Annotated in this window: 16 protein-coding genes; 8 read left to right on the top strand and 8 right to left on the bottom strand. The window is 44.0% G+C overall.

Features of this window, described 5'->3' with window-relative positions; all coding sequences use genetic code 11:
• Positions 1-244: 244 nt before the first annotated feature.
• Entirely contained in the window at positions 245-1,711 is a 1,467-nt protein-coding gene (locus tag AB4583_RS19700) for a sensor domain-containing diguanylate cyclase (protein WP_229647109.1), read from the top strand.
• A gap of 126 nt (positions 1,712-1,837) precedes the next feature.
• On the opposite strand, the gene dusC is transcribed toward AB4583_RS19700, so the two are convergent.
• The gene (dusC, locus tag AB4583_RS19695) at positions 1,838-2,794 is read right to left on the bottom strand and encodes a tRNA dihydrouridine(16) synthase DusC (protein ID WP_372118972.1); all 957 of its coding nucleotides are present in this window, start codon (positions 2,792-2,794) and stop codon (positions 1,838-1,840) included.
• A 175-nt stretch (positions 2,795-2,969) separates the two neighbouring features.
• Here dusC and AB4583_RS19690 point away from each other — a divergent pair, with 175 nt between their 5' ends.
• Complete coding sequence (locus AB4583_RS19690; RefSeq protein ID WP_017062164.1) at positions 2,970-3,590, top strand: YecA family protein; 621 nt, start codon at positions 2,970-2,972, stop codon at positions 3,588-3,590.
• A 121-nt stretch (positions 3,591-3,711) separates the two neighbouring features.
• Here AB4583_RS19690 and dsbB read toward each other — a convergent pair whose 3' ends face one another.
• Positions 3,712-4,227: a disulfide bond formation protein DsbB gene (dsbB, locus tag AB4583_RS19685; RefSeq protein ID WP_029235613.1), complete on the bottom strand. Its 516-nt coding sequence runs from the start codon at positions 4,225-4,227 to the stop codon at positions 3,712-3,714.
• A gap of 146 nt (positions 4,228-4,373) precedes the next feature.
• Positions 4,374-5,966, bottom strand: a complete 1,593-nt coding sequence (gene nhaB, locus AB4583_RS19680; protein ID WP_017065601.1) for a Na(+)/H(+) antiporter NhaB — start codon at positions 5,964-5,966, stop codon at positions 4,374-4,376.
• A gap of 640 nt (positions 5,967-6,606) precedes the next feature.
• Here nhaB and fadR point away from each other — a divergent pair.
• The gene (gene fadR, locus AB4583_RS19675) at positions 6,607-7,446 is read left to right on the top strand and encodes a fatty acid metabolism transcriptional regulator FadR (protein ID WP_017062161.1); all 840 of its coding nucleotides are present in this window, start codon (positions 6,607-6,609) and stop codon (positions 7,444-7,446) included.
• A gap of 194 nt (positions 7,447-7,640) precedes the next feature.
• On the opposite strand, the gene AB4583_RS19670 is transcribed toward fadR, so the two are convergent.
• Positions 7,641-8,120 (bottom strand): DUF1456 family protein, encoded by a 480-nt coding sequence (locus AB4583_RS19670; RefSeq protein WP_010437231.1) that lies wholly within the window; start codon positions 8,118-8,120, stop codon positions 7,641-7,643.
• Between the two features lie 221 nt (positions 8,121-8,341).
• Entirely contained in the window at positions 8,342-10,402 is a 2,061-nt protein-coding gene (metG, locus tag AB4583_RS19665) for a methionine--tRNA ligase (protein WP_372118967.1), read from the bottom strand.
• A 157-nt stretch (positions 10,403-10,559) separates the two neighbouring features.
• Here metG and apbC point away from each other — a divergent pair, with 157 nt between their 5' ends.
• The 3 genes from apbC (at position 10,560) to AB4583_RS19650 (ending at position 14,799) form a co-directional block, all read left to right on the top strand.
• Positions 10,560-11,636, top strand: coding sequence for an iron-sulfur cluster carrier protein ApbC (apbC, locus tag AB4583_RS19660; protein ID WP_009848619.1), 1,077 nt, complete (start codon positions 10,560-10,562; stop codon positions 11,634-11,636).
• 276 nt (positions 11,637-11,912) lie between these two features.
• The gene (udk, locus tag AB4583_RS19655) at positions 11,913-12,554 is read left to right on the top strand and encodes a uridine kinase (RefSeq protein WP_004734002.1); all 642 of its coding nucleotides are present in this window, start codon (positions 11,913-11,915) and stop codon (positions 12,552-12,554) included.
• 106 nt (positions 12,555-12,660) lie between these two features.
• Positions 12,661-14,799, top strand: coding sequence for an AsmA family protein (locus AB4583_RS19650; protein WP_372118964.1), 2,139 nt, complete (start codon positions 12,661-12,663; stop codon positions 14,797-14,799).
• A gap of 223 nt (positions 14,800-15,022) precedes the next feature.
• Here AB4583_RS19650 and cobO read toward each other — a convergent pair whose 3' ends face one another.
• Positions 15,023-15,628 (bottom strand): cob(I)yrinic acid a,c-diamide adenosyltransferase, encoded by a 606-nt coding sequence (gene cobO / locus AB4583_RS19645; protein WP_017062158.1) that lies wholly within the window; start codon positions 15,626-15,628, stop codon positions 15,023-15,025.
• Positions 15,629-15,712: 84 nt separating this feature from the next.
• Between cobO and AB4583_RS19640 the strand changes: the two genes are divergently transcribed.
• The gene (locus tag AB4583_RS19640) at positions 15,713-16,162 is read left to right on the top strand and encodes a low molecular weight protein-tyrosine-phosphatase (RefSeq protein WP_017067202.1); all 450 of its coding nucleotides are present in this window, start codon (positions 15,713-15,715) and stop codon (positions 16,160-16,162) included.
• Positions 16,163-16,276: 114 nt separating this feature from the next.
• Here AB4583_RS19640 and AB4583_RS19635 read toward each other — a convergent pair whose 3' ends face one another.
• Together AB4583_RS19635 and rne are read right to left on the bottom strand one after the other, a co-directional pair.
• Positions 16,277-17,824 (bottom strand): SulP family inorganic anion transporter, encoded by a 1,548-nt coding sequence (locus AB4583_RS19635; RefSeq protein ID WP_017062156.1) that lies wholly within the window; start codon positions 17,822-17,824, stop codon positions 16,277-16,279.
• A 258-nt stretch (positions 17,825-18,082) separates the two neighbouring features.
• On the bottom strand, positions 18,083-21,226 hold the full coding sequence (gene rne / locus AB4583_RS19630; RefSeq protein ID WP_372118961.1) for a ribonuclease E: 3,144 nt from the start codon (positions 21,224-21,226) through the stop codon (positions 18,083-18,085).
• 618 nt (positions 21,227-21,844) lie between these two features.
• Between rne and rluC the strand changes: the two genes are divergently transcribed.
• Positions 21,845-22,789 carry a 23S rRNA pseudouridine(955/2504/2580) synthase RluC gene (gene rluC / locus AB4583_RS19625; protein ID WP_017054981.1) on the top strand — a complete coding sequence of 315 codons (945 nt, stop codon included), beginning with the start codon at positions 21,845-21,847 and terminating at the stop codon, positions 22,787-22,789.
• Positions 22,790-22,891 lie beyond the last annotated feature (102 nt).

Below are 22,891 nucleotides of genomic sequence, written 5' to 3'. Positions count from 1 at the left end.
TTAAGGTTCTGTCTATGAATAGGCCATAAGTCATATTATTAACAGCATTGAAATGGGCTCAGATAACAAACTCACCTGCTCTATATGTTGGCGCTTCTCTATTTTATTCATTTGTAAGCGGTTATTTGACCGTTAGGTGTGTCGTTAATATCAATTTACATTATTTTACGTCGAGCGAATTGCCGATTAATGTAATAATATTAATGGGGAAAATGAAAATAGCTGAACGCTAAGAGCACATTATATGAAAGTAAATAGGCACTTTAGCCTAACCTTTGTTTTCGGGTTTCCCGCTGTGATCGCCGCGATGTTACTTGGCCTAATAGGAAAGAATCATTTTGACGCGGTAGAAAAAGATATCAGTAGTGAGTTTCATCGTATTGAAGATGTGTTCAAAAGAACCACAAAAGTGGCGACAGCCCTAGACTACAGCTTCTCCAACTATTATAAATCAGGAAACCCTCTCTTTCTTGATCACAACAAACATGTTGTGGATGGTCTTTGCCAAATCTGGCCTATTGATGTATTGCTACTTGCCGACGGTAAAACCTCAGACATTCCCTCTGTCGATATCGACTATATGCTAATTGGTCAAGAGTCTCTTTGTTCTGAAAGCAGTGATAGTTATAAGAGCGCGTCAGAAAAAATAGCGTTAGCTCCTATTCTTTCATTTTTATCCCAGCTTGATGAATACCATGCCGGCGTGCACTTTATTGATACGAGCGGCTATGTGATCTCTTCACCTGAAGGTTTTGCCAAAGGGCTGAGCAAAGAGTTACTCTCGACCATAAAGAGTCGTCCTTATTGGCAGAAAACAGCCAACAACCCTGACCAACTTACCCTTTCAGGCCCTGGTTATCGTTTTGATTCCCTTGACCGTATAATCAGTATGACGATCCCTGTATTCCATAAAGGCGTTCACCAAGGAATGCTGTCGGTGGATATTAATGCTGACAAGCTGCTCGCAAACTCGAATGAGCATCTTGCAGGTCGGATCGATATCATTGATACCACTTTAGCGACTCCGGTAGATTCTGCGGCTTTTTATCACGAGATCAAACTGGATGGTGTCTCGTCTCACCATGCGATGTATTACAAATTAGACATCGCGAAAGAGGTTGAGCACTTTTTCGTCTACGAGAAAGACAGCCTTATTGTTGCCATCATTGTGTATCTGTTCTCAGTAACCATCTTCTTCTACGTCAATTCCAATATTGAACGTGGTTACTTCAAAGATCTCGCAGCCAAAGACCCTATGACAGGGTTATTGAATCGTCGTGGCTTAGAAGCGTTCTGGCGCAGTGTAGAGCACGATCAACTGTTTGCATTAACCGTCTTCGATATTGATGATTTTAAGTCAATTAACGACACCTACGGCCACGATAAGGGGGATGATGTGATTCGTTATATGTCGCGTCAGATCAGCAACAGTATTCGAAGCAGTGACGTTGCAGCACGGTTTGGCGGTGAAGAGTTTGTCGTTTATATGAAAGGCGAAGATCGTGAAACTTTGATGAGAACATTAGAGCGAGTGAAGAATGCGATTTGTTCCACTTCAGCCGACATTATTCCAAATGGATTTACGGTGTCTGGCGGTGTCTGCATTGTTGAAACTGAGCAAAGTAAACTTAACTTCGATGAGATATTTAAGTACGCCGATGAAAAGCTGTACGTGGCTAAGACGACGGGTAAAGACCGTCTTGAATTTTAACCACGTTATTGAATCGATGCTTTGTATGAAAATGAAAGAGGGAAGAGCGAACGTGTCTACCAAGCAAAGCTTATTTGCACCGGTAAACACGTTTGTAGCGTTGGGTATTTAACCCTAAACATAATCTTAAACAGGTTGGCGGCGTTCTTCTTGATAACGCTTAAGGCGTTCTACAATCGGTGGCGCCTTTTTGAAAGTACGAATTTCTTTAAACAGTTCGTTCGCTTCAGGGTAGCCTTTACTTAGATAAACAAACCACTGCTTCACTCTATTGGGGTAGTACATGCCTTTGTCCCCTTTAATTTGAAACTCTGAATAGCGCAGCAAAAGTTCAATGACTTTATCCCACGGCATTTTCTGGTGGTTGTGCTTAACGACGTTACCAAGGTTTGGAATATTGAAAGCACCACGGCAGACCATTAATGAATCGACGCCTGTTGCTTCTATGCAATCTTGACCATCTTGATAGTTCCAGATCTCCCCATTAGCAATCAACGGCAGAGATGTTTTTTCTCTTATTTGATTGATGAAGTCCCATTTGATTTCGCTGGCTTTATAGCCGCCAACTTTGGTTCTTGCATGCACGGTGAGTTCGTCAGCTTTGGCTTGTTCGATGGCATCGACGATTTCAAAGCACTCTTCCGGATGCTCCCAACCTAATCGAATCTTTGCGGACACAGGAATGTGTGCCGGTACCGCTTCTCGACAGGCGTTCACCACTTGATAGATGAGCTCTGGCTCTTTTAGCAATGAAGCGCCACCATTACTTTTGTTGACCGCTTTTGCTGGGCAACCAAAATTAAGATCGATCCCTTTCGCGCCTAAGCTAGCAGCTTGAAAAGCATTCTCGGCCATCCAATTTGGGTGTTGCCCTAGAAGTTGGAGATGGATTGGCACACCAGCCATGGTCTGAGAGCCTTGATGTAGCTCAGGGCAAATACGGTGGAACACATGCGGGGGAAGAAGTTGATCTACGACGCGCACAAACTCTGTCACACAGAGATCGTAATCATTAATCTCTGTGAGAATTTCACGCATTAGGTGGTCTAGAACGCCCTCCATAGGGCCAAGTATTACGCGCATGTTGCTTTACCAAAACTGAATGAACCGAAAAATTCGAGGCGTGATTGTACGGTGTGCTTACAGAATTGTCACTATGAGTGTGGTGCATGTCTTAATGATGGTTTCGTCTCTTAATAGCGACATCTTTGGGAGGATGGCGTTATAATATCGAAAATGCCCAATATCCAGAGCTTTCATGACATATCAATTATTAAGCCTACCAGAATCAATCACTGACATTACTCCGCAGTTTATGGAAGGTGCAATCCTTGCCTCTAACTTAGCGACCAAACCACTCGATCCAGAAGAGTGGCTGGTTATCGTTGCGCCTGAAGCGGGTAAAGAGCTGGTAACAACGGTGACAGAACAGATTAATCGCCAGCACAACCTGATTCAGCGTAATGAATACCTATTAACAGACGTACTGGCTGAAGGTGACTTTAACGAACAGTTCGCTGATTTTTCTGAAGGCTTCATGATGGTTTGGCCAACAGTGGAAGAGCAGTGGCAGAGCGTGACAGTCGCGGATGGTACTCTGCGCATGTTGCAAGCGCTCTTAACCACCTTGATGCTTGCGATTGATGAAGAGCAAACTCAACAACAAATGATCGCTGCAGGGCTTACTAACCCACCATCGCTTGCCGATTTAGTGGGTCAAGTCGATCTGATGATCTCAGAAGTGGCAATGGCAGCGGATGAAGCTATGTTGGGCAATAAGTCCCAGAGCGTGAACCCGTTTAAAGACATTGGTCGAAACGACCTTTGCCCTTGTGAAAGCGGCAAGAAGTTTAAACAATGCTGCGGTAAAAGCAGCTAATCACGGCTTGTTGAGCAACTTAGTTTGTGTGAATAACAGACTCTCTTAATATGTTCAAAAGCTTAAGTAATAAAAAAGTCGACCTCGTGGTCGACTTTTTTGTTGTCCAAGTGTCAACGGCTTACTGCAAGTCCTTTTTCGACTTCACAAATTGAGAAATAACCACAATACCGAAAGCAACCAAGTTACCTGCAAAGATAATTACTAGCCACTGAGGCATAGAAAGATCGAAGAACTGCCACACAACCTTGCTGCAATCGCCGTAAGCCTCAAACATCCACGGAGCCCATTGGTTTAAAGGCGCCCAGCTAGGGAAGGTTACGAATAAGTCGCAGGTTGCGAAAGGGGACGGATTGAACTGGTAATCGACGTGCTCTAAAGCAAGCATCAAACCTTTGTATGCGCCAAATCCCCAGCTAGCAAGGCCTAACCAGCGTGATATTGGGTTATTCGGGGCAATCGCACCAATCATGGCGGCAACACCGATAGCGAGCATAGCAACGCGCTCATAGATACACATCACGCAAGGACCAAGCATCATCACGTGTTGGAAGAAGAGAGCGCACGCTTCAAAAAAGACAATAAAAGCCAGCAGTAAAAGCCAAGATAAACGTCCCTTAGAGAAGTCTTTGATCATTGCTAAAAAGTTCACGAATTGAATCCTGTCTATAAAATAAAAAAGCCCTGATTACTCAGAGCTTTTTATCTTGGATAAGTTTCCTAATCAACTAATATTTTTGATTAGTTAGATACACTTATTGTGTTTCGCAACACAAAATCGGATTAGTGACCACCAGAGATAACTGGAGCGACGACTTCACCAGTGCGTTGAATGATCCAACCAGCATCGTAGAACCATGCTGTCATTGGCTCTACGATGAACACAATGCCTGCTAGGCCAACCAGTGCCAATACGATGGTGTATGGCAGCGCCATGATAACCATGCGACCGTAAGACAATCGAATTAACGGAGCAAGTGCTGATGTTAATAGGAATAGGAATGCAGCTTGGCCATTTGGTGTAGCAACAGAAGGTAGGTTAGTACCAGTGTTGATAGCAACAGCAAGTAGGTCAAACTGGTCACGAGTGATAATGCCTTCAACCAGTGCAGTTTTCACTTCGTTGATGTAAACCGTACCTACGAATACGTTATCTGAAACCATCGACAAGATACCGTTGGCAACATAGAAGAGTGCGAGCTGTGCGCCTTTATCTTCAACGTGAAGTACAGCATCGATTACTGGCTTAAATAGAGCTTGGTCGATGATTACAGCAACAACCGCGAAAAAGACGGCAAGAAGTGCGGTAAATGGCAGTGCTTCTTCAAAGGCTTTACCCATTGAGTGCTCTTCGATAACGCCAGTAAATGCCGTTGCCAAGATGATCACTGAAAGGCCAATCAAACCTACTTCAGCGACGTGAAGCGCAAGGCCAACAATCAGCCAAACTGCGATTGCACTCTGAACCCATAGTTTTGCTACGTCTTGCTTTGTGCGGTTTGCACGTTCTTTGTTGTCAAACTCAACTAAGATTTGGCGAACATTCATTGGTAGTTGAGCACCGTAACCAAACACTTTGAATTTCTCGACAAGTGTACAAGTTAAAATACCGCAGAAGAAAACAGGTAGTGTTACTGGCAGCATACGGATGATAAATTCACCGAACTCCCAACCTGCTTGCTTAGCAATTACCAAGTTTTGTGGTTCTCCTACCATGGTCATTACACCACCCAGTGCTGTACCTACACCAGCGTGCATTAGCAGTGAACGTAGGAAAGCACGGTAGTTTTCTAGGTCATCACGAGTTAGCTCTGAGATCTCTTCATCATGAGTATGATCGTGCGAAGACGTTGTGCCCTTGCCTGATGCAACCTTGTGGTAGATAGAGTAGAAGCCGACCGCAACGCTAATAACTACGGCGATTACTGTTAGTGCATCTAGGAATGCTGATAAGAAAGCGGCAGCAACACAGAAGGCAACGGAGAGTAAAATTTTAGATTGGATGCCAAGCAAGATCTTCGTGAAAATGAACAAAAGCAGTTCTTTCATGAAGTAAATGCCAGCAACCATGAATACGAGCAAGAGTAATACAGGAAGGTTTGCTTGCAGCTCGTGATAAACCATTTCTGGTTTGGTCATGCCAATGGCGACTGCTTGAATAGCTAATAGACCACCCGGTTGAAGTGGGTAGCATTTGAGAGCCATAGCTAGAGTGAAAATAAACTCAACCACCAATAGCCAGCCCGCAACAAATGGGTCAACTAGGAAGAAAACAAACGGGTTGATGATTAAAAAGGAAATGATGGCAAGTTTATACCAATCAGGAGCTTTACCAAGGAAGTTCTTGATAAAAGCGTTTCCGAGAGACATCGGCATGTTAATACTCTTTTATGTTGATTATGAATAGACAAGCAATACAACATTTTGAGAATCGAGCTATAGAAATTGTTAAAAACTATGACTAACAGTGACTTAGAAAAACTACATTCCATGTAATGTTCTGTGGTCTTGCCAAGTCACTCCCTTAGAAACTCAAGCACTGCTTATTTTTGAGCGCAACTTTACTCTTAGATAACATTTAGTCAACAGGAAAAGCCCTGTAGCCCTAAAAATACCTCTTTTTTGTTGAGAAACGCGATCAAAGTAGCGCAAGCATACCACTTAAAATGTGATAAAAACCGACTAGAATCAATATTTCAGCGAAATGATTGAAAATTACAGAATAACGACGGCTTATATATGATTATTACAACTTAATATTGCAAATTAATAGCTTTAAAAATATGACCAATCCCATTGATTTTAAAGAAAAATTGTTGTGTTAACGGTTTGTTTAAATGGTGGTTTAGAGTCGCTTGCTTTACAAACCTGAGGTGCAAACGTGTGCTGAACTTTAGAGTTATAACTCTAACGGTGTTTAGGGTGAGTAAAATTTTTGAGGGTGTTTCCGCTAGGTGTGAACTAGTGGTATGATGAGTAAATTAGAACAGAATAATTAAATTGGATTGAAGTGTAGATGGTCATTAAGGCGAAGAGCCCGGCAGGATTTGCAGAGAAGTATATCATTGAAAGTATTTGGAATGGCCGTTTCCCTCCAGGTTCTATCTTGCCCGCAGAGCGTGAGCTTTCTGAGCTGATTGGTGTTACACGTACTACGCTTCGTGAAGTACTACAACGTCTTGCTCGTGATGGTTGGTTGACAATCCAACATGGCAAACCAACTAAAGTTAACCAGTTTATGGAAACCTCAGGTCTTCATATCCTTGATACGCTAATGACGTTGGACGTTGATAACGCAAGCAAAATGGTAGAAGACCTGCTTGCTGCTCGTACTAATATCAGCCCGATCTTTATGCGTTATGCATTCAAAGCAAACAAAGAAGCTTCAGAGCGTACTATCAGTAACGTGATTGAATCTTGTGAAGCGCTACTTGCGGCACCAACTTGGGATGAGTTCCTAGAATCGTCGCCATACGCTGACAAGATCAAACAAGCGGTAAAAGAAGATTCAGAAAAAGATGAAGCGAAACGTCAGACGATCTTAATCGCGAAGACTTTCAACTTCTATGATTACATGCTTTTCCAACGTTTGGCATTCCACTCAGGCAACCAGATTTATGGCCTAATCTTTAACGGTGTGCGTAAACTTTATGACCGTATCGGTAGCTACTACTTCTCTAACCCAGAAGCACGACGTTTAGCGATGGACTTTTATAAAGAGTTGTTCATTATCTGTGAAAGTGGCGAGCGCGAAACTTTGCCATTAGTGATTCGTAACTACGGTATCGCAAGTGCACAAGTTTGGAATGAGATGAAAACGACATTGCCGACGAACTTCACTGAAGACGACAGCTAAGGCATAGGTTTACTATTGTTGTTCCTGTTTAGTCAGTGACGTAAAGAAAACGAAAAAGCGGCGAGATAATTCAATTATCTCGCCGCTTTTTATTTATCTGTCGTTACTAGAAAATTATCAGTGGGTCAGTTACTTACCTATGACGAGTAATTTATCTATGTGTAGCAACTTAAAATTTATCTAGGAGTAGTAACTTAACCCGCAAACTCTTCTGAGTCTGGACGGTTGGTAAATTGCACACCGTTTAGAAAATCGCAAAGTAGTTGGTCTTCACACACTTTGTAGTTTTTGTTTTCTGGCTTGCGGAAGTAAGCGCCGATTTCGTACTTGCTCAAGCTAATGCCAACCACTTCTAGTACGTCCAAAACATCTTCTGCTTTCATGTTCAATGCGATACGAAGCTTCATGAAGATCATGTTGTTCGTCAGTGCAACTTCAGGTTTAGGTTGCTCGCCTTCTTTTTTGCCACGCTTAAGGTTGATGAAACCATTTAGGAATACCGCTAACTCTTTATCTTTCATCTTAGAGCATGACTTGTCGTTGTCATCTTTTAGCCAGTTAATCACTTGGTCATGAGCAACAGTCACATCAGCTTGTTCGATAGCTTTGATGATTTGTGCATTTTTAAGGTTTAGTGCGTGTTGAATACGACGCAAGATTTCGTTGTTAGTCACTGGGGATTCCTAAAAAGGGTTTTAGAGTAAAGAGGTGTTGGTTTAGCCTATTTTTGTCGACGAACCAATTTCTACTCTACATAGCATAGTTGACGGCGACTCTAACAGAGAACGCTAATTTTCGGTAGATATAAAAAATCCCCAATGCTGATTAACTCTTTCAAGTCAAAAATGCATTAGGGATTTAGTGATGGGTGCTTGTTATCTGACTGGAGTCAGAATTACATTACACGCATACCAGGTTGAGCACCTTCGTGTGGCTCAAGGATCCATAGGTCGCTGCCGCCAGGGCCCGCTGCTAGGATCATGCCTTCAGACATACCAAACTTCATCTTACGAGGTTTTAAGTTTGCTACCATTACAGTTAGCTTGCCTTCTAGCTCTTCAGGTTTGTATGCTGATTTGATACCAGAGAATACTTGGCGAGTCTCACCACCGATGTCTAGTTGGAACTTCAGTAGTTTGTTCGCTTTTGGTACTTCTTCACAAGAGATGATACGAGCGATACGCATGTCTACTGCTGCAAAGGCATCGAACTCAATCTCGTCTGCGATTGGCTCTTTGTCTAGCTCAGTTTGGCTTGCTTGCTCTTTTTCAGTTTCTGCTTTTTCTTTCGCTGCTGCTTCAGCGGCTGCATCTTCTTTAGAAGACTCAACCATTGCTTCCACTTTCTTAGGGTCAATGCGGTTGAATAGCGCTTTGAACTTAGTGATCTCGTGATCAGTTAGCGGAGTAGCAATCGCTTCCCACGTTAGCTCTTCGTTTAGGAAAGCTTCAGTGCGAGCTGCAAGCTCTGGCATCACTGGTTTCAGGTAAGCCATCAGTACGCGGAATAGGTTAATACCTACAGAAGAAACTTGTTGAAGCTCAGCTTCTTTGCCTTCTTCTTTTGCAAGAACCCAAGGTGCTTTTTCGTCGATGTACTGGTTAGCTTTATCCGCTAGTGCAGTGATTTCACGGATAGCACGGCTGAATTCACGAGTTTCGTATAGCTCACCGATACGCTCAGCAGCAGCAACGAATTCGTTGTATAGCTCAGGCTCTGCAAATTCAGCAGCTAGCTTGCCTTCAAAACGCTTAGTAATGAAGCCAGCGTTACGAGAAGCTAGGTTAACAATCTTGTTTACTACGTCAGCGTTTACACGTTGAGTGAAGTCTTCAAGGTTAAGATCTAAGTCATCGATGCGGCTGTTTAGTTTCGCAGCGTAGTAGTAACGTAGACACTCAGGGTCTAGGTGGTTTAGGTACGTGCTTGCTTTGATGAATGTGCCTTTCGACTTAGACATCTTCGCACCGTTCACTGTTACGTAGCCGTGTACGAATACGTTGTTTGGCTTACGGAAACCTGCGCCGTCTAGCATTGCTGGCCAGAATAGGCTGTGGAAGTAAACAATGTCTTTACCGATGAAGTGGTAAAGCTCAGTTGTGCTGTCTTTCTTCCAGTATTCATCGAAGTTTAGATCGTCACGTTTGTCACATAGATTCTTGAAAGAAGCCATGTAGCCAACAGGTGCGTCTAGCCATACGTAGAAGAACTTGTCTTTTTCGCCTGGGATTTCAAAGCCGAAGTAAGGTGCATCACGTGAGATATCCCACTGTTGCAGACCAGACTCAAACCATTCCTGCATTTTGTTTGCAGTTTCATTCTGTAGAGAGCCAGAACGAGTCCACTCTTTAAGCATGCTTTCGAACTGAGGTAGGTCGAAGAAGAAGTGCTCAGAGTCTTTCATTACTGGAGTTGCGCCAGAAACCGCTGATTTAGGGTTAATTAGCTCAGTTGGGCTGTATGTCTCACCACAGTTATCACAGTTATCACCATACTGGTCTTCTGCTTTACACTTAGGGCAAGTACCTTTTACGAAGCGGTCTGGCAGGAACATCTCTTTCTCAGGATCGAAAAGCTGAGAAATAGTGCGGCTAGAAATGAAGCCGTTCTTTTTAAGTTCTAAGTAGATGTGAGAAGCTAGTTCACGGTTCTCTTCGCTGTGTGTGCTGTGGTAGTTATCAAAGCTGATATCAAAGCCAGCGAAGTCTTTTTGGTGCTCTTCACTAACAGCAGCGATCATCTCTTCTGGCGTGATACCCATCTGTTGAGCTTTAAGCATAATTGGCGTGCCGTGAGCATCGTCAGCACAGATGAAGTTTACAGTGTTGCCACGTAGACGCTGGTATCGAACCCAGATATCAGCTTGGATATGCTCAAGCATATGGCCAAGGTGAATAGAGCCGTTAGCGTACGGAAGCGCACAAGTTACCAAAAGTTGTCTTGGATCAGTTGCCATACTTAATAATTCGCTTTTTTGATAGGTATAAATTTGAGAGGTAATACTACTTTATAACGTGTGATACGCCAAGGTATCAGACTAAGGATTCCCCTAGTTTTTTAGGGGTTCAGTCTTCATCTCGTGGGTGATAGCATAAATAAAAAAAGGAGTCCCAATGCGTAACTTTACTTCTAAGCAAGATTTCTGTTCATGGTTGAATGAGTTCGAGTCACCAATCCTCATCCCAGAGTGGGCGCTACACCAAAATATTGTATCGGTTGATCCGCGTGGATCATTTGTTATCACCTTACCTTTTGCCGCTAATCAGCTTGCGGTTGAATTGGAACAGTGGATTCACTCTCAGATTGAACAACAGCTTGTTAGCGCTTTTCAGTTTGAAGTGAAGGTGAAGCCGTCTGCGTTAGAAACCACGGTTGCGACACCATTGAAGGGGGTGAAGAACATCATCGCCGTGACATCTGCAAAGGGTGGGGTGGGTAAATCGACCACTTCAGTCAACCTTGCTTTGGCTTTATCTAAGTCTGGTTCAAAAGTGGGTTTGTTGGATGCGGATATCTATGGTCCTTCTGTACCTATGATGCTTGGCCAATTAGATGCGAAACCAGAAGTCCAGAATAACAAGTGGATGATGCCAATCGAAGCGCACGGTATTTTCACTCACTCTATCGGTTATCTTGTGTCGAAAGATGACGCTGCGATTTGGCGCGGTCCAATGGCGGCCAAGGCTTTAGGTCAGCTTGTTAACGAAACCGTATGGCCAGAGTTGGATTATCTAGTTATTGATATGCCACCGGGCACGGGCGATATTCAGCTGACGTTATCGCAACAGATCCCAGTGACCGGGGCTGTAGTGGTGACCACTCCTCAAGATTTGGCGCTAGCGGATGCACGTAAAGGCGTAGCGATGTTTGATAAGGTGAGTGTGCCAGTCGCAGGCTTAGTTGAAAACATGAGCTATCATATTTGTAGTCACTGTGGTGAGAAAGAGCATATCTTTGGTGCTGGTGGTGCCGAAGCTATGTCAGAAGAGTTTTACCTCGATATTTTGGCACAGATCCCTCTTCATATTGATGTGCGAGAAGATATCGATGCAGGTTGCCCGACGGTGATTCGTCGTCCAGATAGTGAACATACACGTCACTACTTAGAGCTTGCAGAGAATGTGGCTGCGAAGATGTTCTGGACCGGCAAGGCGAGACCAGAAGCGATTAACTTCTCTATGGTTGAATAACGAATCTATGGTTGAATAGCGCAAGTTAATCACAAAGTCGTTTAAATATAGTTTGGATTAGATAAACAGCGGTGGATTTAAGTCAATATCCATTGGGCTTGTGCAAATAGTTGTAGGCAAGTTATTTGAAAGCAAACGATTGCATTCATTAAATGCATTGATATCATCAATTTGACTGCAATTAGCTAAAATGGCGACTAGAATCTATGTGCTTTAGCCCCTATAATCAGGCGGTTTATCTCTTCCCACCACCAAACCATATCGGGTGCAAAATTAATGTCTGATAATAATCAATGTGTCATCGTAGGTATCGCTGGCGCTTCAGCTTCAGGAAAAAGTCTGATTGCTAGTACAATTTATAATGAATTGCGCGAAAAAGTAGGCGACCATCAAATTGGTGTTATCACGGAAGATTGCTATTACAGCGACCAAAGCCACTTGAGTATGGAAGAGCGTGTTAAAACTAACTACGATCACCCAAATGCACTAGATCATGATCTTTTATGTGAACATCTACAGCAGCTAATGAGTGGCAACGCCGTAGAAGTTCCTGAATACAGCTACACAGAGCACACACGTACTTCTGAAACGACTACACTTACTCCAAAGAAAGTGATCATTTTAGAGGGTATTCTGCTTCTAACAGACCCGCGTCTTCGTAAACTAATGCACGCAAGTGTGTTTATGGATACACCATTAGACATCTGTCTATTACGCCGTGTTAAGCGTGATGTAGAAGAGCGTGGTCGTACAATGGACACTGTACTTAAGCAATACCAAGAAACAGTACGTCCAATGTTCATGCAGTTTATCGAGCCTTCAAAACAACATGCAGACATCATCGTTCCTCGTGGTGGTAAAAACCGTATTGCGATTGATGTGCTAAAAGCGCACATTGCGAAGTTGTTGAAGTCTTAATCGAATAAAATTTTGCCTAAGTGACTCACTTAGCTTTATTTTTTACCGAATCAGTGGCACTTATATAGTGCCACTTTCTTTTGGAATCTAAGCAAGGAATATGCGGATGAAGAAACTACTCATTTTCATAGCTGTACCAGTGTTTGTTGTCGTTGCAGCAATTCTGGCACTAGTGCTGTTAGTGAATCCCAACCAATTTAAGCCATTAATTGTCGAACAAGCCCAAAAACACACAGGCCTAGAGCTAGTGATCGAGGGTGATATCAGCTGGCAATTCTTCCCATCCATTGGCTTTGAACTTGGTCAAACTGAATTACGCAACCCTGAAGGTTTTACGCAACCTAACCTATTTAAGGTTGATACCGTTGGCGTTGACGTTTCGGTTACTCCGCTATTTAGCAACCAACTAGAGATCGGCAACATTACTCTAGATGGTGCAGAATTCTATTTAGAAACGCTTAAAGATGGTCGCAAGAACATTGATGCACTAACGCAAGCGTCAGCGCCTCAAGAATCTGAGCCTGCAGCAGGCACAAGTTCTGAATCAGCGCCTGCCCCTCAAGAGCAAACTACCACAGACGCATCGGGTTGGACGATCAACCTTGCAGGCGTAACTGTATCAAACGCATTGTTTGAAATGGACGACAAGCAAGCGGGTTCATTCACTAAGCTATACGATGTGTCTTTGAATCTTTCTGAGTTTGCCGTTGATACATGGACAACCGCGACATTTGCGGCTTCTGGTGAGAACAATCAACAGAAGTTCTCTGCACAAGGCAGTGCAGAATTCAAATTAGCTGAAGGCTTTGCAAGTTACGCACTTCGTAATATCGACTTAAACGCTAAGTTCAATGATCCAGCGACGTCGATTGAGTCAGCAAAAATTGGCTTGAATACGTTTGAGTTCGATAAGGTAAACCAACTGACTTACGCTGTAATCGGTAATGCAGCTGGCCTTGACCTTGATCTTAAAGGTGGCGGTGAACTTACTGTTGATAGCGCGATTTCAAAAGTAACGCTGAACAAGTTAACGTTAGACTCAACATTCAAAGGCGACACGCTTCCTCAGTCTCCAATGAAAGTCGACATGCTGTCTGACTTAAGCTTCGATCTTAACAAGAGCCACCTGAGCTTTGTGTTAGAGAAGCTACAAGCTAACGCTATTGCATTAGACGGTATAGCAGACGTAATCCTATCTGAAATACCAAAGGTTCGTTTCTCTCTTCATAGCCCGAATATTGATTTAGATGAATTCTTAGGCTTAGGCAATACAACAGAAACAGCGAGCACAGCGCCTTCTGGTTCTGCTGGTGGTTCAACGTCAAGTTCTGGTAGTTCAGATCCAGCTAAAGAAGTGGAACCTGATCTGTCGGCTCTGAAAAGGTTAGACGTGAAAGGTGACATCACGATTGATAAGTTCAAGGCGAACAACGCGAAGATGCAGAATGTTAAAACCGCATTTTCGGTTAACCGTGGTATCGCAGAGCTAACCTCATTCACCTCGAATCTTTACCAAGGTTCTATTTCTGCTACTGCAAAGTTAGACGCTCGTAAAACACCAGCGACTTACACGGCTAAGAAGAAAATCAAAGGCGTGAAAGTACAACCGTTACTGGTTGATGTTGCAGATAACGATATGCTGGAAGGTACCGGTAATATTGATGTCAACGTGAAAGGTAAGAGTCTAACTCCGACGGGTATCAAGAAAAACCTAGTCGGTACTATCGCGATTAACTTTGAAGATGGTGCAGTTAACGGCATCAACGTAGCTCAACTGATTCGAGAAAACTACGCTAAGATCAAGGGCGAGAAAGTTGAAAGCACAAATGAAGCTCAAAAAACGGACTTCAGTGCAATGAAAGCGACGCTGAAAGTGGATAAAGGTTGGGTTTCAACTAACGACTTATCAGCACAGTCGCCACTGTTACGTGTGACAGGTCAAGGTAAAGCAAACTTCATCAATGAAACGGTCGACTTCCTTGTGCGTACATCAATTGTGGGTTCACTTGAAGGTCAGGGCGGTAAGAGCATCGACGACCTGAAAGATGTGACTATCCCAATTAAGGTAACAGGTCAGTGGGCAGCCCCGAAATTTGCACTTGTTTTTGATGATGTATTGAAACAGAAAGCACAGAAAGAAATTGATCGTGGTTTAGAAAAGTTAGACGAAAAGTACGGTGACAAGATCAAAGATGAGAAAACAAGAGACGCAGTAAACGGTCTACTAAAAGGTTTGTTTAACTAGTCTTCATCTCATTTAAAAATGAACAAAGCGCCACTCCTGTTGTAGGAATGGCGCTTTTTATTTTTGGCTCGATAATACTCAAGAGAGATTCCCTATGACACTCGTCCCTCGCTCTAGGGAATGACGATAGGCCGTCGTCCTTTGTTCAAGAGCGTAACGGCCTAGTGGTCGTCATCCTCGAGAGGGAAGAATGACCGAGTCGGGGATCTCTGGTTGAAGGTGATTACCAGTCAACGCCTTGTAGCGCTTTAACACCAGATTCAAAAGCGTGTTTCACATTGCGAACTTCAGATACTGTATCTGCTATCTCAGTAAGAGTACGGTGCGCGCCACGACCTGTAATGATGACAGACTGCATCTTCGGGCGGTTATTCAACGCCTCAACCACTTCATCGAGTTCGATGTAACCGTAGCTAACCATGTAAGTCAGTTCATCAAACAGAATCACATCGATCGACTCATCAGCCAGCATGCGTTGGCACTCTTTCCATACACGCTGCGCAGCTTCAATATCTTGCGCTTTGTTCTGAGTTTCCCAAGTAAAGCCTGTGCCCATGACTTGGAACTCGACATCAAGCTTTTGCAGAACGTTTTTTTCGCCGTTATCCCAGGTACCTTTAACAAACTGAGCAACGGCGCATTTCTTACCATGACCAACTGCACGTGTAATCGTACCAAAACCGGATGTTGATTTACCTTTACCGTTACCCGTGATGACCAGCAATAGGCCTTTTACTTCTTGTGCTGCAGCGACACGTGCATCGACTTGTTCTTTTACTTTCTGTTGTCTTGCTTTGTGGCGTTGTTCTTTGTTGTCTTCAGTCGACATAACAAATCCTTTTAAGTTGTGATTGCGTCTATCATAGCCTAACTTAACGATAGCAAAAACCATCGGAAGAACAGGTGATTAGGGATGAAAAAGATACTCGTAGTTTGTATGGGGAATATTTGCCGCTCGCCAACAGGTGAAGCGGTGCTAAGGAAGAAAGCGCAACAGCTGGATATTGATGTTGTGGTCGACTCTGCGGGGACGATTGGTTTTCATCAAGGCAACCCGCCAGACTCGCGATCCAAATCTGCAGGAGAGAAGCGAGGCTACAGCTTTAAGGGGATTACTTCTCGTAAAGTGGTAGATAATGACTTCGAAGAATTTGACCTGATACTCGCGGCCGATAGGGCGAATTTAGACGACTTAATGAGCCAATGCCCAGTTCACCTCCAATACAAGCTCGCATTATTTTTGAGCTTTGGAGAGTCACAATATCAAGAGATCCCCGATCCGTATTATGGTGAGGGAAATGGTTTTGAATTGGTGTTGGATTTAATCGAAGAGTCTAGCGAAGCGATACTGCGTTCGATGTAGTGTAGGAACAATGTACGTCGTTTTGTTATCAGCGTAAGGGCTGACCGATAGGTATAAAAAAGGCCGACATTGAATGTCGGCCTCTCTAAATCTAACTTAAAGCTACAGCTAAGATTACTTAGACATTACTTTGTAGATTGGGTCTTCTGCAACGTTCGCTTCAACTAAGCTACCTGCTTTGTGCAGCATAGCAACACAGTCTTGGCTTAGGTGGCGAAGGTGAAGTGTTTTACCTAGCGCCGCGTAACGGTCAGCAATCGTGTCGATCGCTTCAATTGCAGAGTGGTCAGTCACGCGTGAGTTTGCGAAATCAACGATTACATCTTGTGGATCGTTGTATGCGTCAAACAACTCTAGGAAGTTAGCCGTTGAACCAAAGAAGATTGGGCCGTTAACTTTGTACTCTTTTGAGCCTTCAGCGTTTACTGATGTATCTGCGTAGATGTGTTTAGCATGTTGCCAAGCAAACATTAGCGCAGAAGCGACAACACCAACACCTACTGCCACAGCAAGATCAGTCAGTACTGTTACTACGGTAACAAGAACGATAACGAAGAAGTCTTGTTTAGGAACGCGACGCGCAAGCTTGAAGGTTGCCCATTCAAATGTGCCGATAACAACCATGAACATTACGCCCACAAGTGCTGCTAGAGGAATCATTTCAATCAGTGCAGAACCGAACAGGATGAACATCAGTAGTGCAACTGCGGCGACGATACCTGAAAGACGACCACGACCACCTGAGTTTACGTTGATCATCGATTGACCGATCATCGCACAACCACCCATCGCACCGAATACAGAACACGTTACGTTAGCCATACCTTGACCAACACATTCACGGTTAGATTGACCACGAGTGTTTGTCATTTCGTCTAGTACTGTCAGTGTCAGCAGAGATTCAATCAGGCCGATAGCCGCAAGGATAATTGCGTAAGGCAGGATGATCTGTAGTGTATCTAAAGAAAACGGAACAGCAGGAATTGAGAATGTTGGAAGAGAGCCCGCTAGCGTAGCAGCTTCGTCACCAGACATTGTACGTAGGAAGTCGACAACAGTGCGAGTTTCAAGGTCAAGACCCACAACCAAAGCCGTTACTGTAACAATAGCAACTAATGAAGATGGTACTGCTGTTGTTAGCTTAGGTAGGAAGTGGATGATAGCCATTGTAAGGGCTACTAGACCTAGCATTAGTGTCATTTGACCGCTTGGTAACCAAGTCAACGCACCTGTTACGTCTGGCGCTTTAAATTGACCAAGTTGAGCTAGGAAGATAACAATGGCCAAACCGTTCACGAAACCAATCATTACTGGGTGTGGAACGATACGGATAAATTTACCTAGTTTAAATACACCTGCTGCAATTTGCAGAAGGCCAGCCAGCATAACGGCTGCGAATAGGTATTGAACACCATGGGTTGCCACTAGGCTCACCATTACAACGGCCATTGCGCCGGTTGCGCCAGAAATCATACCTGGACGGCCGCCAAAGACAGAAGTGATTAAACCTACGATGAATGCTGCATAAAGACCAACCATTGGGTCAACGCCAGCAACAAAGGCGAATGCTACAGCTTCAGGTACCAGAGCCAGGGCTACTGTAAGACCTGAAAGCACGTCATTCTTTACAGAGTGCTTTGAAAATTGTGGGAATTCGAACATGTTTGCTCAGCTATGCTTAAGATGGATTTACCGACACGGGTGTATTGCGTAGCCAAACAGTGATGGAAAAGAGCGGCAATAGCGAAGTGTCGAAAAGATAAGTGCGCGAATGCTACCCAAAAATGTGATTAAGTTCAAGGTTGAACCTAACTTTGAGTAATATATCTGTTAATTTTTATTCGATTAGTAGATATGAAAAAGGCTGCTTTAATAAGCAGCCTTTGATTCTATTTACTCGCGATTACCTATCAGTAATCACTAGTAGTTTGGCTTAGTCATCGCCGCGCCAGCTTTGTTCGACGCTGCCTGACTGCCTGCACCTTTCGATACAAAACGTTCAGTGCGGAACGGAGCTGCAATCACTTCAATCTCTTTGATCTCTTGAGGACCAGGAGCTTTAGTCATTGGTGAACCGGCTTGCTTCTTAGCAACAGCTGCCTTTGGTGCCGCTTTAGGAGCTTCTGCTTTAACAACAGGTGCTTCTTCAACTTTTGCACTTTCAGCTTTAGGCGCTTCAGCTTCAACAACTGGTGTTGCTTCTGCTTGCACAGCTTCTGCTACAACAGGCGCTTCAACTTTCGTCGCTTCTGCAATCACTGGAGCTTCAACTTTCGCGGTTTCAACAACCACTGGTGCTTCTTCAACGACTGCAGGAGCTTCAACTGCAGCAGGAGTCTCAGCTACTTGAGCTTCAACAGCAGCATCTTCACGACGGATGATAACTTTACCCATTGCAAGCTCTGGACATGCGAAGCCGCCAGTCATTGTTACGTTGCTTTGTGGTGCCGTCTCTAGAGGAACATTCTGCTCTTGAACAGATGTTTGAGCTTCAGCTGCTACTTGAACTTCAGCCACTTCAGGCTTTGCCTGCTTGTGGTGAGGTTTTGGAATGAAGCGAGGCATCACTTTACCCATAGCCATCTCTGGAGATGCTACACCACCTTTACGTAGGCGGAATGGGTTAGGGCGACGGTCACGACCGCGACGACGACGTTGACCACTTGCACGTAGGTGACGTGGAGAACGACGGTTACGACGTTGTTTCGGTTCTTCCTGTTCAGATTGCTCGCCATTTGCTTGAGTTGCTTCAACTTGCTCTGCAACTTTTTGCTCTTGCGCTACTGATTTGTTTTTCGCTGCTGCTTGCTCTTTAGAAACAGATGGTGCTTTTTGTTCCTTAGTTGAGTTTTCAGCCGCGTCTGCTTGAGTTTGCTGGTCTTTAACACGAACTTGCTTGTTCAGCTTACGACGTTGGCGACGCTCTTTGATCTTAGCAGCTTTCGCTTCAGGCTTAGCCTTTGGCGCATCTGACTTACCAGCTTGTGCGTCTGCCGCTAGCTGTAGGCCTTCTTCTGCTAATTTAGATGGTGCTTGCTCTTCGCGTTGCTTCTGCTCATCACGCTGCTTGTTGCGGCGATCTTGCTTAGGCTTACGAGGTTGACGATTTTGCTGTGGAGCTGCATCTTTCTGCTCTTCAGACTTCTCATCACGTGCAGGCTTGCGACGGCGTTTGTTGTCACGGTTATCGTTACGGTTGTCACCACGCTCACCACGTTGGTTACGGCGGCGGTTATCGTTACGGTCACGGCGTTGACGGTTGCCATTGCGGTTGTTTTTAGGATTCTCTTCAGTTTGTTTCTCTTCTTGCTTCTCTTCTTGAGTTGAAGAGCCAAATAGGAAACTACCGATAGCCTTAAAGAAGCGACCAATTAGGCCTGGTTCTTGTGCTACTGGTTCAGCTTTCTTCTCTTGTGCCGCTTTTGGTGCTGGCGCTGGAGTCGGTGCTGATTGAGCTGGAGCAGCGAAGCCTTTCAGAGCTGGCTCTTCGATCTTCTTAGGACGAATTGCTTGTTCTGCAGGTTCTTTGCTTTCTGCTTCTTTCAGAGCATCTAGCTTCTTAGGAAGTAGGTAAGAAAGTAGATCGAACTCTTCGCCTTCTCGAACACGGATAACCTCAAAGTGCGGTGTTTCCATGTCAGAGTTAGGAACAACAGTGATCTTAACTTCTTGGTTCTTCTCGATGTGGTTTACTGAGCGACGTTTTTCGTTCAGAAGGTAAGACGCGATAGGAACAGGCACAACAGCAAGTACTTGTGCTGTGTTGTCTTTCAGAGCTTCTTCTTCAATCAAACGTAGAACAGACAGTGCTAGAGATTCGTTATCACGAACAACACCAGTACCTGTACAACGAGGACAAATGTGGTGGCTTGCTTCTGCTAGTGATGGGCTCAAACGTTGACGAGACATCTCTAGAAGACCAAAGCGAGAAATACGGCCAATTTGTACACGAGCACGGTCTAGACGAACGGCATCACGTAGGCGGCTTTCAACTTCGCGTTGGTGGCGAACCGGAGTCATATCGATAAAGTCGATAACAACAAGACCGCCTAGGTCACGTAGACGTAATTGACGTGCAATTTCATCGGCTGCTTCTAGGTTAGTGTTAAGTGCTGTTTCTTCAATATCGCCGCCCTTTGTTGCACGAGCAGAGTTGATATCGATAGAAGTCAGTGCTTCTGTTGGGTCGATTACGATAGAACCACCAGATGGAAGACGAACTTCACGTTGGAAAGCAGATTCGATCTGGCTTTCAATCTGGTAATGGCTGAATAGTGGCACTTCACCATCGTATTTCTTAACGCGATTCATGAAATCTGGGCGTATTAATTGAATGTGCGCTTGTGCACGTTCAAAAATAGTATTGCTGTCGATTAGAATCTCGCCAATATCACGACGTAGGTAGTCACGAATTGCGCGAACAATAACGTTACTCTCTTGGTGAATTAGGAAAGGAGCTGCATTTGAATCAGAAGCTTGCTTGATAGCGCCCCAATGGTTCAATAGAACATTCAGGTCCCACTCTAGCTCTTCTGCGCTTTTGCCAACACCCGCTGTACGCACGATTAAGCCCATACCTTGAGGAAGCTCAAGAGTGCTTAATGCTGCTTTCAGTTGAGTGCGTTCATCACCTTCGATACGACGAGAAATACCGCCAGCACGAGGGTTATTAGGCATAAGAACTAAGTAACTACCAGCCAAAGAGATGAAAGTTGTCAGTGCAGCACCTTTGCTACCACGTTCTTCTTTCTCTACTTGTACGATTACTTCTTGGCCTTCTTTTAGCACTTCTTTAATGCTAGGACGGCCTTGGTATGTATAACCTTCAGGGAAGTATTCGCGGGCAATTTCTTTAAGAGGGAGGAAACCGTGACGTTCTGCGCCGTAATCAACGAATGCCGCTTCTAGGCTTGGTTCAATACGGGTAATACGTCCTTTGTAGATATTCGCTTTCTTTGACTCGTGACCTGGACTTTCGATATCTAGATCGAACAGTCGTTGGCCATCAACCAAAGCGACACGCAACTCTTCTTTTTGAGTTGCGTTAATTAACATTCTTTTCATTTAGAAATTCTCATTGTCTTTTCTTATTTTCATCATTGTTCTTATCGCTTTATTTCGTTTCTCATGGTGCCAGATCCCATGGCTTTATCGGTGCAGCCTCCCGGCTGGAGAGGGATGCTCTGGGGCACGTCAGTCATCATAGGGAGTTAGCCTATGATCCGCGATGTGGCGGTGAATACTCAACATGAGTGTACGTGAGTAGAGCGATAAGGAACTCAGTTGACCGTGTCTTACGCCGATTGCAGCACTGTCTAATCTGAGTTATCTACTCATTTACTTGCTTATGAATGGTTAACTGTTTAAATAATAGTCAAACCACTGATAGCAGCTGTGAACTATAGCAGCGGTCGGTAAACACAGCAATCTGCTTTGTCGGAATGCTGTAAAAAAAACAGTTTTTGTTTGGGTTTTGATAGCTCTAACTCACTGTCTATAAATAATTTATCAATTGATATTTTAATTTGCAGGAATCTTGATGCTTTTTTGTTCGAAGAATCAAAGAAATATAGAACTTCAATGACCATTTTGGGATAGATCGGTAAGGATTAGGGATAAATAAGTTCGGAATAGGGCTAAGAAAATCTCAATTATCAAAAGTGACAGTGATACAATAGCGCAATGAGTGAAATTAGAACCCAAGTCCAATTCGTCGACATTGACGAAGATATGGCTGGTCAGCGTATTGATAACTTCTTACGCAACCAATTAAAAAACATCCCGAAAAGCATGATTTACCGAATCGTGCGTAAAGGCGAAGTCCGCGTAAATAAAAAACGCATCAAGGCTGAGTACAAACTAAAAGCTGGCGATTTAGTTCGTATCCCTCCGGTTACTATTGAAGAGAAAACAGAAGAGAACGTGCCGAGCACGAAACTCAACAAGGTTTCAGAATTAGAACAGTGCATCATTTATGAAGATGATCACATGCTAATTCTTAACAAACCGTCTGGCACTGCTGTTCATGGTGGTAGCGGATTAAAATTTGGCGCGATTGAAGCATTACGTGCTCTTCGCCCTGATGCTCGTTTTCTTGAATTAGTGCACCGTATCGATAGAGATACGTCTGGCATTTTGCTTGTTGCTAAGAAGCGCTCGGCGCTAAGACACCTTCAAGCACAATTCCGTGAAAAAACGGTTCAAAAATACTACTTCGCTTTAGTTATGGGCGAATGGAAGAACAGCTGCAAAGTCGTCAACGCACCTTTGTTGAAAAATGAAGTGAACAGCATTGTTCGAGTTAACCCGAATGGTAAAGCTTCTGAAACCCGTTTTAAGGTTTTAGAAAAATTCCAAGAGGCGACGTTGATTCAAGCTAGCCCAATTACAGGCCGTACACACCAAATTCGTGTGCACGCTCAGTATACTGGTCACCCAATTGCTTGGGATGATCGCTACGGTGATCGTCGTTTTGATGCTTACACGGGCAAGGTTGGTCTTGATCGTCTGTTCTTACATGCCGCAAACATCAAGTTTACGCACCCAGGTAGTGAAGAGAAGATGGATATCTCGGCGCCAATGGAAAGAAGGCTAGAGAAAGCCTTAACTGGTTTACGTAAGCTTTAAGAAGATACGAGATATTTCGTTAATTGAGTATCAGATATATCTGATGTATCAAATGAAAAAGGTTGACGAATATCGTCAACCTTTTTTGTTTGTGCGCCGAGC

The organism is Vibrio sp. 10N.222.49.C12, from assembly GCF_041475025.1.
Classification (GTDB): Bacteria; Pseudomonadota; Gammaproteobacteria; order Enterobacterales; family Vibrionaceae; genus Vibrio; species Vibrio crassostreae_C.
The sequence above is the reverse complement of the archived record's forward strand: the minus strand, read 5'-3'. Positions and strand labels throughout refer to the sequence as shown.

Excerpts from the sequence above, each read along its gene's own strand:
- AB4583_RS19640 (WP_017067202.1), top strand. The coding sequence starts at position 15,713 with ATGAAAAAGATACTCGTAGTTTGTATGGGGAATATTTGCCGCTCGCCA.
- rluC (WP_017054981.1), top strand. The coding sequence starts at position 21,845 with ATGAGTGAAATTAGAACCCAAGTCCAATTCGTCGACATTGACGAAGAT.
- AB4583_RS19700 (WP_229647109.1), top strand. The coding sequence starts at position 245 with ATGAAAGTAAATAGGCACTTTAGCCTAACCTTTGTTTTCGGGTTTCCC.
- rne (WP_372118961.1), bottom strand. The coding sequence starts at position 21,226 with ATGAAAAGAATGTTAATTAACGCAACTCAAAAAGAAGAGTTGCGTGTC.
- AB4583_RS19690 (WP_017062164.1), top strand. The coding sequence starts at position 2,970 with ATGACATATCAATTATTAAGCCTACCAGAATCAATCACTGACATTACT.
- AB4583_RS19650 (WP_372118964.1), top strand. The coding sequence starts at position 12,661 with ATGAAGAAACTACTCATTTTCATAGCTGTACCAGTGTTTGTTGTCGTT.
- udk (WP_004734002.1), top strand. The coding sequence starts at position 11,913 with ATGTCTGATAATAATCAATGTGTCATCGTAGGTATCGCTGGCGCTTCA.
- dusC (WP_372118972.1), bottom strand. The coding sequence starts at position 2,794 with ATGCGCGTAATACTTGGCCCTATGGAGGGCGTTCTAGACCACCTAATG.
- dsbB (WP_029235613.1), bottom strand. The coding sequence starts at position 4,227 with ATGATCAAAGACTTCTCTAAGGGACGTTTATCTTGGCTTTTACTGCTG.
- apbC (WP_009848619.1), top strand. The coding sequence starts at position 10,560 with ATGCGTAACTTTACTTCTAAGCAAGATTTCTGTTCATGGTTGAATGAG.
- fadR (WP_017062161.1), top strand. The coding sequence starts at position 6,607 with ATGGTCATTAAGGCGAAGAGCCCGGCAGGATTTGCAGAGAAGTATATC.
- metG (WP_372118967.1), bottom strand. The coding sequence starts at position 10,402 with ATGGCAACTGATCCAAGACAACTTTTGGTAACTTGTGCGCTTCCGTAC.
- nhaB (WP_017065601.1), bottom strand. The coding sequence starts at position 5,966 with ATGCCGATGTCTCTCGGAAACGCTTTTATCAAGAACTTCCTTGGTAAA.
- AB4583_RS19635 (WP_017062156.1), bottom strand. The coding sequence starts at position 17,824 with ATGTTCGAATTCCCACAATTTTCAAAGCACTCTGTAAAGAATGACGTG.
- cobO (WP_017062158.1), bottom strand. The coding sequence starts at position 15,628 with ATGTCGACTGAAGACAACAAAGAACAACGCCACAAAGCAAGACAACAG.